The sequence below is a fragment of the Pantoea sp. Tr-811 genome (genome assembly GCF_011752535.1).
Lineage (GTDB): Bacteria > Pseudomonadota > Gammaproteobacteria > Pseudomonadales > Pseudomonadaceae > Aquipseudomonas.
This window is the reverse complement of sequence record NZ_VWXJ01000023.1, coordinates 1-14738: the sequence shown is the minus strand read 5'-3', so window position 1 is coordinate 14738 and position 14738 is coordinate 1. Positions and strand designations below refer to the sequence as shown.

Sequence of the window (14738 nt, the reverse complement as noted above, 5' to 3'; positions counted from 1 at the left end):
GCCAAGCCAAGCTTATGTCCAGAATTCTTGACCATGGGCGCGAAACGCTCATGGACACCTTCCACCGCCATCGGCAGGCCAATGCGCACGACCTGGCGGCTGCCGCACTCGAGCGCGCCCTGCAAACCGCCGAGTACCGGCCGGAAGCTCAATTGTGGAAAGGCATCGCGGCCCTGCCGCAGGCGCCTGAGCTGGCCTTTTTATTTTTCGCCAACGCTGCCCGGGCCTTGCCCGAGCGCGCCGACGTCCACGCGCTGATCGGCCGTAGCCTGCTGGCCCAGGGGCACAGCGCCCTGGCCTGCAAGTACCTGACCACTGCCTGGCAGCAACAGCCCAACGAAGCCGCCATTCGCATGACCTTGTGGCAGGCCCGCAGCGAAGCGCTTGCACCTGCCGAGCTGCGCCGGATGATTCTGGCCTACCTGCCCGAAATCAGTTCCGGCAAGGAGCTGGCCCTGCTGCTCAAACTGCTGGCCACCCAGCCCGGCGCCCCCCGCACCCTCGGCGTGATGCGCTATGTAGAGGAACGCCGTGAAATCCATGGCTGGGCCATCGACCTGCGCAGCCTGCAAACACCTGTGACCCTGCAGCTGGAAGCCAACGGCGCCAAGGTCGCGACCAGTGCCAGCGCCCCTCACCCACTGCTAAGCGCCGCCGGCCTGCCTGCCACCCATGGCGGCATCTGCATCAGCGTGCCAAACCCGACAGCCGCCGTGCACGTGCGTTTTACCGATGGCTCACCCCTGCTGGGCAGCCCGGTGTACGCCATGCCGGCTTTGGTTCCACCCCCTGCTGCCAGCGGTGGAGGCCTGCAGCAACCGGTCGACGTGCTGATCCCGGTGTACGACGGCCTGGAAGAAACCCTGGCGTGCATCAACAGCGCGCTGGAAGCCCGCAAGCTCAACCGCACGCCGCACCGCCTGGTGGTGGTGGATGACGCCTCGCCACAGCCCAAGCTGACCAAGGCCCTGAAAGTGCTGGCCGCCAAGGGCAAGATCACCCTGGTGCACAACGCCGTGAACCTGGGCTTCATCCGCACCATGAACCGCGCCATGGCCCTGAGCCCGAACAAGGACGTGGTGTGGCTGAACGCCGACACCCGCGTGCACGGCGCGTGGCTCGACCGCCTGCGCCAGGTGGCCTACGGCGCTGAAGACATCGCCTCGGTTACGCCCTTCACCAATAACGGCGAGCTGATGAGCTTCCCGCGCAGCCAGGTGTGCCATGACATGCCAAGCGCCCAGGCGCAGGCTGAGCTGGATGAACTGGCCCGCCAGGTGAACAGCGCGCCCATGGAAATCGAAACCGGCTGCGGCTTCTGCCTGTACATCAAGCGCGCCGCACTGGACCAGGTGGGCTACCTGGACGAAGTGCACCTGGCACGCGGCTACGGTGAAGAAACCGACTGGTGCCTGCGTGCCCGCGAGCACGGCTGGCGGCACATGGGGGCGCCCAATGTGTTCGTCGCCCACCAGGGCGGCATCTCGTTTGGTGCCGAAAAGGTCATGCGCGTGGCGCACAACAACGCCATCCTGCGCAAACGCTACCCCGATGCCTCGGCGCGCTACAACGCCTTCACCCTGCGCGACCCGATCAAGCCGGCCCGCCAGGCCCTGCAGCAGGCACGCCTTGAGCACCTGGCAAGCAAGACGGCGAGCGAGCAACACACGTGCTGGGCCGCCCAAGCCGACAAAGCCCTGTACATTCACGACGGCACGAACGACAGCGCCGACTTCAGCCTGAGCTACCACCGCGACAGCCATCGCGAGTGGGCCGTACTGCGCGCGCCCTTGCAGCCGCTGGCCCTGAACCTTGAATTCGATCTGCCAGACGAGCTCGGCGCCCTGGTAGACAGCCTACGCAAGCTGCCGCTGCAAACCCTGGTATTCCAGCAACTGGCACGCTGCCCGGTAGCCTTGTGCGACCTCCCTGCCCTGCTGGCCATCCCCTACCGCATTCTCTGCCACGACGACCGCCTGCTCAGCCAGCAAGGCGATTACGACTGGCAACGCTTTGCCCGCGAAGCTGCTAGCGTGCAGCTGCCTTGGCAGGCGCTGCAGGCGACCTACGCCAGTGCCCTGCCGGGCTCCCAGTTGCTTGCACTCGCCCACCCGGCATGCGGCAGCGCACCCGCCAGCATGCCCAAGGCACTGCTGATCGGTGACCACCTGCGAGATGCAGGCACAGCCCAGCGCTGGTTGAAGCTGGCCCGGCATATCCACCGCGAGCAGTTACCCCTGCGCTTGCTGGCCCAGGGCAATAGCCCATGGCTCAAGCAATTGCGCGCCACCGGCGCCGTGCACGAGCTGCCTGAGCTGCATGATTTCAGCCTGGCCGAACGCGCCCAGGCGGCGGGCTGCGATGGCGTGCTGAGCCTGGCCGAGCACCCCGGCAGCGACTGGTGCGCACCGGCGCTGGCCGATGAACTGGCCCAACCCCTGTACGCCCACCCCGGCCTGCTGGCAAGCGAAGCCGGCGCAACTGCCCTTACCTCTTTGCCTTTTACCCCGAGCCTGGACCGATGACCCAACACCTCCTGGACCAACCACAGGCGGCGCAACAGCCCGTCACCCTGCCTGCGTTCAGCGGCGCCATTCTTGGCCTGCAGGGTGACGTGCTGCATGGCTGGGCCATGGACAACGCGCAGCCAGAGCAACGCCTGGCCATCGAGGTGTTCGTCGACGGTGCCAGCGTGGCCCTTGTGCGTGCCGACCAGTACGAGCCACAGGCCAGCGCCGGCGACCAGTACCACGGGTTCGTGGTGCAGTTGCGCCAGAACTGGCTGGATGAAGCGCGGGTTATCACTGCACAAGTTGCCAACCAGGGGTTCAGCCTGGAAGGCCAGATACTGCTGCCCACCGCGCCCAGCCAAGACAGCGCCTCCATCGCCTCGCAGGTGTGGCACACCGGCGGCCTGCGGGTGGGTGGCTGGTGCTGGGACCCACAGGCACCGCGCCGCCATGTACAAGTGACGGTGCGTGAAGGCAACCAAGTGGTCGGCCAGGGCACCTGCAACGTACACAACCAAGCTTTGGCGTACCGGGCGACCAGCGACCACGGCTTTGCGATCGACCTGCCGTGGGAATTGGCTGACGGCAAAGTGCACATACTGGATGTGGTCAACGACCTTGGGCAGCCCCTGGCGGGCAGCCCGATTCGCTTGTGCTGCTGGCCAGAGGGCGTGGAAGGGTTGATTCGCAAGCTCGACCCGACCCAGGACAAGGCAACGCTGGAACTGCTGACTGCAGTTGCCAATGAACAAAGCCTGCGCTTGCCGAAGAGTGCTGGCTGGGAGAGTTATCCGCAGTGGTTCGAAGCGTTCCAGCGCTTGGATGAAAAGGACTCCCCTGCTCTGCAGGGCAAACTCGGCCTGCTGTTGGTCAGCGAGGGGGATGCAGCGCTGGAACAAACCAGCCTGGAAAGCCTGGCCGCCAACCGTGCGGATATTCATGAAGTCGCTACCGCACCATCGGCTGACCTTGCGCCGGCGCTTGGCCGGTTGCTATCGGCAGGGTGCGATCGCATCTTGCCGATTCATGCCGGGGATCGACTGGCACCGTTTGCCCTGCCTCACCTCAGCGCTCTGCTGGATGATGGCACTGCGTGGGCATTTGCCGACTGCGACCGCGACGGCCCCCAAGGCGAGCGTAGCCTGCCATGGCTGAAGCCGGTGTGGGATATCGATTTATTCATTGGAGCAGATATCTACACTCCGGGCGCAATTTTTCGATCCGAGATTCTCATCCAAGCATTAGCAAAACTTGCGAGCCGAATTGAATCATCAAAGGTGAACTGGCACGACCTGCTGGCGAGTGTCGCATTTATGTCTCAAGTAACTGAAGCCAAAGTATTACATCTTCCACGCATTGCATACCATCGCTCTGTTGACACTCCGATCAGCCCTGAAATGGCAGAAGCATCGGCCGATCGATTGATTGCAATTGAATGGCTTTGTCAGCAACTAGACTCTAGCGCTACCGTTAGCCGGCTGCCAATATACCCCTCTCTACTCAGAGTCCATTGGCCGCTGCCAAAAAAACTTCCAAAGGTTAGTCTGATTGTCCCCACAAGGGATCAGTTCAGATTGCTTCAAGCCTGTATTGAAGGCCTCCTTAGCAAAACTGAATATCCAAACCTTGAGATTATCGTAGTTGATAACCAAACCACCGACCCTGAAACACTAAACTATTTAGAACACATTAAATCTCGGGGGGTAATTGTGCTACCCCACCCTTATCCATTCAATTATTCATCCATTAACAATCGAGCCGTCAAGCATGCTAGCGGAGATTTAATTGGCCTGATTAACAATGACATTGAAATCACCCATAACGACTGGCTTCAAGAGATGGTGTCTCGTTTACTTAGGCCAAATGTCGGAGCCGTAGGAGCTAAATTGATCTGGCCCAACAGTATGGTGCAACACGGAGGTGTCGTTGTTGGTATCAATGGGCTAGCTGCACATTCAGGCAATAATTTACAGGATTTAGATGCGGGCTATCTTGGCTTTAATCAGCTCGCCCGGTGCCAGTCCGCAGTTACTGCAGCATGCTTGCTAACATACAAGAAAACATATGAAGAACAAGGAGGCCTAGATGAACTTTCGTTCCCAGTGGCCTTCAATGATGTTGATTATTGCATGCGTTTGCGAAAGGCTGATTTAAAAATAACGTGGACACCATTTGCTAAGCTCATCCACGCCGAATCTGCCAGCAGAGGCAAAGATGACAAAAAAGAAAAACGTGCACGCGCCGAGCGAGAGCAAGATAACTTTATTAGCCAATGGACCAAAGACGGCTTTATGGATGAATTTTATCATCCAGCGATTAGCCATGACTATCTCACAGGACCTTATGGGGGGCTCGCGCTAGCTCTAAGTAACACGGGAGCCCTAGACCCTCGCAGCTAGTAATTAGTTGACGAAGAAAAAACCACTCACTATCTACGACACTCACACAAAATGAAAGCAATTTGCATTACTGGAAACTCGCAACCACATATTGACGAACTATGTCATAACTTGGTTCTCAGCGGATTAAAAGAAGCCCTGCCATCTAAGCGCGACCCTGAAATAAACTTACGTGTTTGGCATGAACACGTTCTAAGGTCGCAACCTGAAAATTTCTCAACTCTTCAGGTTGGAAAGCTCTGGGATCAGATGGCGGTCGATATTTTTCTAGCTAACCGCAGCCATGGCCTATGGCATTGGAGCACCACGGAAAGCCTTCGTGCCGCAGAGTATTGGCTCAGTTTTGACCCAGGCATTCACTTCCTTCTTGTATACACCCCTTACGAAGATTATGTTTGCACTACAGTAACAGCAGACTCCATATCCACATATAAAGCACTGAGCAAGTCAGACGAATGGTGCTCCGCGTCTGGCGCAATTTTTGATTTGCATGAACGCTACCCAGAGAGAACAACTTTAATAAATTCTCGCACTATCCCACAGAATTATGCACCACTTCTCAGCAAAATCAATAATACTTTTTGCTCAGCACTTAAAACAACTGCACAGTGGCATTTCTCCGCCAAAATCGATCCAATTCTAAACCGCCTAGTTAGAAGCTATGCAATTGACAGCCAACCAATATTGGAAGCTGAAAACAAATCAGCGAAATACCTGCCTACAATTGACCAAAACCAATCTGCTGACGATATAATTTCGAGCTACCTGGCAATTAAACAAGAAAACCTGAAATTTTCAGAAGATTTACGAAAAATCGCAAAAGCAGCACAGCTTAACACTCATAGCCAAGCTGAAAACGCAGAGCTCATCTCTGAGTTAGAGAGCGAGAATCAGTTTTTAATTTCTCAACTTCATGAAATCCAAGAGGTTTACGAGAATCAGCTGTTAGCAGGAAAGATCACCAACAGCAACCTTGACAAGATATCAAATCGCCTAGAAAACATCTTACAGCAAAACCCTCATTATTGGGAATGTAACGACATTATTATTTCCCCGATAGAGCAAGGAAATAGTCTCGAGTGGTTGTTGACAGACGCATACATCAGCAATACAAAAATCAACAAACTCAGCTTTAAAACCAGCAGCACTGAAAACCAATTCAACTTGTGCCTTGACAAGTCAAACGGCGCATCTTTTCCACTCTCAAAACTACCCAACGAAAACGCAGACCAAATTTTATTTCACCACCCAAGCAATGATCCCTCACAGACACAATACCTTAATAATCTAGGCCCCTCTGACTGGAGCAAACTGAACTTTTTACTTGAACGCATCATTGGTCGCTGCGAAGCCAAACTTCTACCCAAATCAGTTAAGGCTCGTGCAAAAAACAACTTACTCAACGGCGCTCAAGCATTCTATAACCGCATTCAGAACTGGCCACTAACACTTCGATATGATGAGATTCAATTATCCGACACGATTCACATCGGAGAATACCAGTCCATTGGAATATCATTAAAAAATATAAACCTAGGCCATATCGAGATTAATAGTTTCGATTTTAGATTAGCGACCGTCAATGAAGCTGGTAAAAAATTTGGTATGCATCCTCGTTTAGAGTTCCCCGAAAGCACACGCCAAATACTCCAGAGCTGGTTTCCCGAGAGCACTGATGAGCGAGGAGCGCGCCTTGAGCTAAGATTTAGCCAACCCAATCAAATGGACACAAATATCTGGTCGAAGTTATCTGGCCAAGATCAAATTTTTATATCAGCACTGATCTCAAATCTCAAAAATCAAGTACTCCAAATTAGTAGGATGAACCCAGCGGCAAATGTAGCTTGGAAAGAGTGGTGCGAGGTTGCTGACTTCATGAAAGTCACGTTGTCTAGCGCTTACTCTTCTAAACGACAAACAAAAGCCTAAACTCACAAGACAAACCTCTATGCAAAGCAAAACCACCCCAACTTCTTTGAAGCTAGGCAATGAAGCCACAAAAGCTCAAAATTATATCCGTGCAATTGAGCATTACAAAGCGGCACTGAAAGAACAGCCCGCTATGGCCAAATTCATTTTGAACAGTATCAGCTATGCTGAGCGAAAGGCCAAAATAGCGACAACCTCCAGTGACACCTCCCTCTTAACTGAGCAGCCCTCATCTGAGACTGTGTCCCGCATTGAGAATGTTTTATCTCTTAAAATTGAACCCTGCCCTGGAAGTACACTTCCAACACAACCAAAAGCGTCAGACATTTTTCGAAGAGATTGGTACGTTAAGACGTATAACTACGACGATGACCCTTCGATCGACTGGCTCCAACACTATCACACTACAGGATGGAAAAAGGGAGAGGATCCTAGCCCGTTATTTTCTACATCTGCGTATTTAGAGTCCGAAGCTGGGCTTATGGAGTTCTTTATATCCTCCAACCAGAGTCCGCTTTCTCATTTTTGCGCAATCGGCTTTAAAGAAAAGAGAAATCTTTTCTTTAACCCTATGATTTCATTTCAGCAAAGATATCAAACAACACAACCCACAATAAAATTTGCCAGCACTAAAACAACAAAAACACGCATGAACTGCGCGGTTTTCCTGCACTGCTTTTATATTGACATAGCAGACGACACCATTGCTCAATGCTTAAATTCCGGGCTAGACGTCTACGCTGCACTCATTGAAGGCACGGACTACAGTTACTTGATAGACAAGTATTCCGATAGTATAAACTATAAGATTTTCCCAAACAGGGGAAGAGATATTGCCCCATTTGTGACCGGCTTTACAGAGGAGATCAAGAGATATGAATTTGCACTTCATCTCCATACAAAAAAATCGCTTCATTACGGATCCGCCCGATCAGATTGGATGGGCTACTGTGTTGAGTCCCTGCTCGGAAACATTGACAAAATTGATGATATTTTTCAAAAGCACAAGACTGCCGCTATAATATATCCAGAACCACCAGACTTTATTAAAGAGCAAATGAACTGGGGTCATAATTTTAGCCGCGCTAAATCTTTGATGTCCATGCTAGGGCACTCCCTGGAAATGACAGACAGGCTCGATTTTCCTGCTGGCTCCATGTTTTGGTTCCGGACAAAGGATTTGATCCCAATATTTGAACTTAAGGTGTCACCATATTCTTTTGAGTTTGAAAATGGTCAGGTTGACGGCACGCTCGCACATGCTTATGAACGTATATTTGGCATGTATGTTCTAAAATCAAATAGAACATTAGTTCCAATCCGAAAATCCACGTCGCAGTATTTCGACTTCGCTGAGCACAAGCGGACTCCAGTACCAGCCATACAAGAAATAAAAAAGAGCACCGATAGCTACAATCTTGCGCTTCGGCATTTTTATCCCGAGCTAACTCCTTTTTCGCTCACCGCGTCACCTATATTAAAACCAAGAATAAATTTACTCGTCCCTACCATTGATCCGGTGCACATCTTCGGAGGCATCGCTACAGCACTTGATTTCTATAAAAGGCTTGCAATAGCCTGCGGGTTCGATGCTCGCATTATTACTACTGACGGCGCATCATCTCCACTATTTCTAAAAAAATTCCCAACGTACTCATGCTTTACACTTAAATATTGCGTAGACGAGGACCATCTACAAATCGTATCGGGCGTCCCCCGCTCAGAGGGAGATCTCCAGATCCGGAAAAACGATATATTTATTGCCACATCATGGTGGTCCGCAAATCACCTACAACAAATTTGCTCATTCCAAGAAACTACGTTCAATAAATGCAACCAGCACGTCTACTTAGTCCAAGACTATGAGCCTCATTTCTATGGGTGGTCCTCAAAATCACAATTGGCGGATGAGACATATCGGAACAACTGGATAAAGGTTTACAATACAGATTTATTACAGCAATACTTTAACCTGCGAGAAAAGTCCAGCGGAAACACTATCATTTTAAAGCCTGAATTAAATGCCAGCATCAAAACTGAATTAACAAAGCTCAACAATACTGCTAAAGAGAACATAATTCTCGTATATGGCCGACCTTTCGCTGAACGCAACTGCAACGAAATCCTACTGGAGGCAATTTCGATATGGCAACGAAACCACCCAGAAAGCCAAGAATGGAAGATTGTTTCACTAGGCCAACAGTATGAACATATTTTAGTTGACGAAATGGGCATCCAAGTTCTAGGCAAAGTCAGCCTCGAAGAATATGCCGCGCTATTAGCAAAATCGAAGATTGGTATATCTTTGATGGTTTCCCCGCACCCAAGCTACCCTCCATTTGAAATGCTCGCCGCCGGCCTCAAAACTTACACCAATAATTATGATAATAAACTTAAGATTTGTGATTCCCCAAATTTGCATATGGGTAACGGAACACCTGAAGACATTTCAAACTTCCTCATAAAAGCAGTTAACCGAGCTAGCGAGCAGTCGATCTACGACAGTTCGACCATCATGGATGCTAATTTTGGCGAAGGTTTGCTCATGACCGAAGCGATTGAGAAAACCAAGGAGCTTCTTAATTTTCGCGATGAGGCAATAATTTTAGCATGACAAAACTAACAGCAAGAATACATTCAAAAAAATTTGACAAGAGCGCATTTAAGTTTTCCATCGACTTTCCGCGCACTGAAACCTTTGAAGTAGCGGACGCAAGCTTTCTTCCATTTCGTGCGTGGGCGTTCGCAACTGACTCTGCCCCACTTCAATTTGTCTTTGATTTCAACCCAGATCAACATGTAGCTCCTAACACGACCAGGACAGATGTAAAAAGTTTCTATCCAGAGGCACCAACTCTCTGCGGGATAAACATCATCCTCCCAATGCGCCACAGCTTTCAATTTGGTGTCATTCATAACAACGCTGTAACTTGGCTAGCCTCAGTTGAGCTAACTCCGCTCTCAGTTCTAGAGGGTCACAACGGTTATCTTTTCCTTGATAACGATGACAATGAAAGTATTGCGCAATACACCGGAAGGCATTGCATCGACAAAACGAACATTGATGCTTGGCGCGACTACTTCATTGAAATAAGAAGAAAATTAGATACAAATCGGATTAAGTTTGGATTCTGTATCGCCCCTGCAAAAGAGTATGTTTATCCTGACGCCTACCCAAACCGACGGTTAGGATTGACTCCCTACGACCAATTTACCTCAGAGTTTCAAAGTCATTCGACTATAATTGATCCTCTTGAAAAACTTTCATCAGAGCGTCATCTTACATATTCAAAAAATGACACTCACTGGACTGATTTTGGCGCTCAGGTTGTCGCAGAACTCATTTGCGACAGACTAAATATCACTTATCTGAGAGCTAACTTTCCGTATTTACTAACTCAAACGACGGGCGATCTAGGAATAAAATTTAACCCACAAAAAACTGAACACCTCTATGTAGTGGACCGAACAAAACTTGCGTGCCAACCATTTAACAACCTCATTCCGGTAAGAGGGAACATCATAGTTTTAACTAACCCTTGCGCCGCGAAAGATGAAACTTGCCTAATATTTGGCTCATCATCTTCTGAGTCTGTAGCCATTCAACTCACCGCCACATTTAGTAGAGTCGTTCGGGTTTTTTCCGGGGCAGATATTGACTGGAATATTGTAGACCAGGAATCCCCTTCTTGCATTCTTGTAGTATTCGCAAGCCGTTTCTTGATCAGAGCACCAAGACCTGACTTCCGGATCGAATCGGAAATCATCAGAAAGCTTCGAACATGCTCTCCCGCAGAGTTATCTAGCATTCTAAGCCTAACAGAGAGCCATTGGAGAGATAGCAAAAACCAATATTACTTATCACAACTAAGCTATTTATTAGATCATACTGAATGACAGTCATTTTTTGCGCACTCACTCATTTCTCATTCGAGGAGCGCAGCTAAATACAGAGTCCACAAAGATGGTTCGCATTAGGACGCACAAATATTTTGCACACACTAGTCGCTCACTCTACAGCAGTATTCCTCCTAGCTGGCAATGGAAGGCAAGCTGCTATGACTGTCAATTAGTGGATAAAATTGTTCATGACAACGGTAGATGGCCGCAATTTTGAATTCTATGAGGTATACTCACTACTCATGTGATCAACGCTTCCATCATGGACATTGCGGAATCCTTTAGCTTCCGTCTGAACCTCAAGGTAGAAAACACTCGTGAAGATTTTAGTTACAGGTGGTGCGGGCTTCATCGGATCCGCTGTAATTCGCCACATCCTCTCCGAAACACATGATTCGGTCGTCAATGTCGACAAGCTCACCTATGCCGGCAATCTGGAGTCGCTGCAATCCATCGATAAGAGTGCATGCTACGCCTTCGAGCGCGTAGACATCTGCGACCGTTATGAGCTCGACCGCGTTTTCAGTGAACACCAGCCCGACGCAGTGATGCACTTGGCCGCGGAGTCTCACGTTGACCGCTCAATCAGCGGCCCATCTGAATTCATCCAAACCAACATCATCGGCACCTACAACCTATTGGAGGCCGCACGTGGATACTGGGCAACGCTGGACGAAGCCCGCAAAGCGGCGTTCCGCTTCCACCACATTTCCACCGATGAAGTGTACGGCGACCTAGAAAGCCCGGAAGACCTGTTCACCGAAACCACCCCCTACCAGCCAAGCTCGCCGTACTCCGCTAGTAAGGCCAGTTCCGACCACCTAGTGCGCGCCTGGGCACGTACATACGGAATGCCCACTCTGGTCACCAACTGCTCGAATAACTACGGTCCGTTCCACTTCCCGGAAAAGCTGATTCCGCTGGTGATCCTCAATGCACTAGAGGGCAAGCCCCTGCCAATCTACGGTAAGGGCGATCAGGTTCGCGACTGGCTGTTCGTCGAAGACCATGCCCGTGCGCTGTACAAGGTGGTAACCGAAGGTAAGGTGGGCGAAACCTACAACATCGGCGGTCACAACGAGAAACAAAATATTGAGGTAGTGCGCACCGTCTGTGAGCTGCTTGATGAGCTACGACCAGATTCGGCATTCCGTCCTCATGCAGAGCTGCTGACCTACGTACAGGATCGTCCGGGCCATGACCTGCGTTACGCTATCGATGCCAGCAAAATCCAACGCGAATTGGGATGGGCGCCGGAAGAAACCTTCGAGTCAGGGATTCGTAAGACCGTGCAGTGGTATTTGGACAACCCTGAATGGGTTGCGCACGTGAAGAGCGGCAGCTATCAGCAGTGGTTGGATACCAACTACTCCAAGCGAGCGGATAATCCATGAAGATTCTCCTACTTGGGAAAAATGGCCAAGTCGGCTGGGAACTGCAACGTGCGCTGAGCGTAATCGGTGAGGTGGTGGCCCTTGACCGTCATCCAGCTAAGACAGCCTATGGCGAGTTGGCTGGAGATCTCTCGGACCTTAGTGGTTTGCGTGAAACGATCCGGGCAATAGCGCCTGAGGTTATTGTCAACGCAGCAGCCTACACCGCGGTGGACAAAGCAGAAAGTGACCGTGAACTGGCGCACAAGGTGAACGCACTGGCTAGCCAGGTGATGGCTGACGAAGCCAAACGCCTCGACGCATGGCTGGTGCACTACTCCACCGACTACGTTTTTGACGGTGCCGGCTCTGCTCCGTGGCGAGAAACAGACAAGGTTGCGCCAGTGAACTACTACGGCGCTACGAAGCTTGAAGGCGAAAAGCTGATAGAGGCTTCGGGCTGTAAGCACCTGATCTTCCGCACCAGCTGGGTGTATGCGGCGCGTGGTAACAATTTTGCCAAAACCATGCTACGCCTAGCGAAGGACCGCCAAACGCTCAGTGTTATTGCAGACCAAGCGGGGGTGCCCACAGGTGCCGATCTGCTGGCGGATGTGGCTGTCGCTGCGCTCCAGCAAGCCCAGCAGAACCCGGAGCTGGCAGGAATCTACCATCTGGCGCCTACTGGCGAAACCACCTGGCACGCCTACGCCAGCTATGTTATTGATTTTGCGCGCAGCCATGGCGAGCTGTTGGCGGTGGAAACAGTTACCCCGATTGCCACGACCGAGTATCCTACACCGGCCAGTCGCCCGCTGAATTCACGCTTGGACACAACCAAGCTTCGCGACTCTTTTGCCCTACACTTGCCGGATTGGCAAAGTGGCGTCACACGCATGCTCATGGAAGCTCTTAACAAATGAACAGTACCAATCGTAAAGGGATCATTCTCGCTGGTGGTTCGGGGACTCGTCTGCATCCAGCGACGCTGTCTGTTTCGAAGCAATTGTTGCCCGTTTATGACAAACCAATGATCTACTACCCGCTCAGCACACTGCTGCTGGCTGGTATCCGCGACATCCTGATCATTTCCACACCGCAGGACACACCGCGTTTCGAACAGCTGCTGGGTAACGGCAACCAGTGGGGCCTGAACCTTTCCTACGCAGTCCAGCCAACCCCAGACGGATTGGCGCAAGCGTTCACCATTGGCGCTGACTTCATTGGCAATGATCCATCTGCGCTGGTACTCGGCGACAATATATTTTACGGCCACGACTTCCAATCGCTGCTAGTTAGTGCGGATAAACGTGAAACTGGGGCCTCAGTCTTCGCCTACCACGTGCAGGACCCGGAGCGTTACGGCGTGGCCGAATTCGATGACAGAGGTCGTGTGCTGTCGCTTGAAGAGAAGCCCAAGACTCCGAAATCTAGCTATGCGGTAACCGGGCTGTATTTCTATGACAATCAGGTCGTCGACCTAGCCCGTGACCTGAAGCCATCCGCTCGTGGCGAATTGGAAATCACCGACCTCAACAACCTCTACCTGCAGAAAGAACAGCTGCAAGTCGAGATCATGGGGCGTGGCTATGCCTGGCTGGATACCGGCACCCATGACAGCCTGCTGGATGCCAGCCAGTACATTGCTACCATGGAGCGCCGCCAAGGCCTGAAGGTCGCCTGCCCGGAAGAGATCTGCTATCGCGCAGGCTGGATCGATGCCGAGCAGCTTGAGCGCTTGGCCCAACCGTTGCTGAAAAACGGCTACGGTCAGTACCTGAAAAACTTGCTCAAAGAAAAGGTGTTCTGATGCACGCTGTTCCCTTGGCAATTCCCGACGTCTTCCTGTTCACCCCCAAGGTGTTCGGCGATGACCGTGGCTTCTTCTACGAAAGCTTCAACGCCAACGTTTTCAGCGAGGTGACCGGCCAACGTCCCGACTTCGTTCAGGACAACCACTCGCGTTCGGTGAAAGGCGTGCTGCGCGGCCTGCACTACCAAATGCCGCCCCACGCCCAGGGCAAACTGGTGCGTGTGATTCAGGGCGAGGTGTTTGATGTGGCGGTAGATATCCGTCGCTCTTCGCCAACGTTCGGCAAGTGGGTCGGTGCCGTGCTGTCTGCCGAGAACAAGAACCAGCTGTGGATTCCGCCAGGGTTCGCGCATGGCTTCGTCACCCTGAGTGAAACCGCCGAGTTCCTGTACAAGACCACCGATTTCTACTCGCCGCGTAGCGAGCGTTGCATTGCCTGGGACGACCCGGCAATCGCGATCGAATGGCCCATCGACTTCGCGCCTAGCTTGTCCGGCAAGGATCAGTTGGGTGTGGCACTGGGCGACGCCGAACTGTTCGATTGATAGCTTCAGCGGGGCTGCGCGGGTCAGCGCAGCCTCGTTTTCCCGCGAAAAAGTCAGAATTTTTACCTTTCCTGTAGTCCTTTTCCCAAAGATACTCTCCCCTGCTATTTTCCGTTGCGGCTGCCCAAGCAGGGCCCTAGTCTGTAAGCGCTCCATGAACCCCACCTATCCAAAGATGGGCGAGCGCTTAGCTATGCAAATGAGGCGTGCAGTTCCACGGCAGCAAGGCTTCGTAATCATCCACTGAGCACGCCTGCGGCAGGCGTTCC

General features: G+C 52.0%; 9 protein-coding genes. All 9 read left to right on the top strand.

What is annotated here, in order from left to right:
• The first annotated feature begins 14 nt into the window (after positions 1-14).
• The 9 genes from F3J44_RS25725 to rfbC all read left to right on the top strand — a co-directional run bounded on the left by F3J44_RS25725 (position 15) and on the right by rfbC (position 14469).
• Positions 15-2525: a glycosyltransferase family 2 protein gene (locus F3J44_RS25725; protein ID WP_205300191.1), complete on the top strand. Its 2511-nt coding sequence runs from the start codon at positions 15-17 to the stop codon at positions 2523-2525.
• Positions 2522-4909, top strand: coding sequence for a glycosyltransferase (locus F3J44_RS25720; protein WP_167277258.1), 2388 nt, complete (start codon positions 2522-2524; stop codon positions 4907-4909). The genes F3J44_RS25725 and F3J44_RS25720 overlap by 4 nt, the downstream gene beginning before the upstream one ends.
• A 51-nt stretch (positions 4910-4960) precedes the next feature.
• Positions 4961-6838 (top strand): hypothetical protein, encoded by a 1878-nt coding sequence (locus tag F3J44_RS25715; RefSeq protein WP_167277256.1) that lies wholly within the window; start codon positions 4961-4963, stop codon positions 6836-6838.
• 19 nt (positions 6839-6857) lie between these two features.
• Positions 6858-9452 (top strand): rhamnan synthesis F family protein, encoded by a 2595-nt coding sequence (locus F3J44_RS25710; RefSeq protein WP_167277254.1) that lies wholly within the window; start codon positions 6858-6860, stop codon positions 9450-9452.
• Positions 9449-10735, top strand: coding sequence for a hypothetical protein (locus F3J44_RS25705; RefSeq protein WP_167277252.1), 1287 nt, complete (start codon positions 9449-9451; stop codon positions 10733-10735). The genes F3J44_RS25710 and F3J44_RS25705 overlap by 4 nt, the downstream gene beginning before the upstream one ends.
• A 320-nt stretch (positions 10736-11055) precedes the next feature.
• The gene (gene rfbB, locus F3J44_RS25700) at positions 11056-12132 is read left to right on the top strand and encodes a dTDP-glucose 4,6-dehydratase (RefSeq protein ID WP_167277250.1); all 1077 of its coding nucleotides are present in this window, start codon (positions 11056-11058) and stop codon (positions 12130-12132) included.
• Positions 12129-13034, top strand: a complete 906-nt coding sequence (gene rfbD, locus F3J44_RS25695) for a dTDP-4-dehydrorhamnose reductase (protein WP_167277247.1) — start codon at positions 12129-12131, stop codon at positions 13032-13034. The genes rfbB and rfbD overlap by 4 nt, the downstream gene beginning before the upstream one ends.
• The gene (gene rfbA, locus F3J44_RS25690) at positions 13031-13921 is read left to right on the top strand and encodes a glucose-1-phosphate thymidylyltransferase RfbA (protein WP_167277244.1); all 891 of its coding nucleotides are present in this window, start codon (positions 13031-13033) and stop codon (positions 13919-13921) included. Before rfbD ends, rfbA begins: the two co-directional genes overlap by 4 nt.
• Complete coding sequence (gene rfbC / locus F3J44_RS25685) at positions 13921-14469, top strand: dTDP-4-dehydrorhamnose 3,5-epimerase (RefSeq protein WP_167277242.1); 549 nt, start codon at positions 13921-13923, stop codon at positions 14467-14469. Before rfbA ends, rfbC begins: the two co-directional genes overlap by 1 nt.
• The last annotated feature ends 269 nt before the right edge of the window (positions 14470-14738 follow it).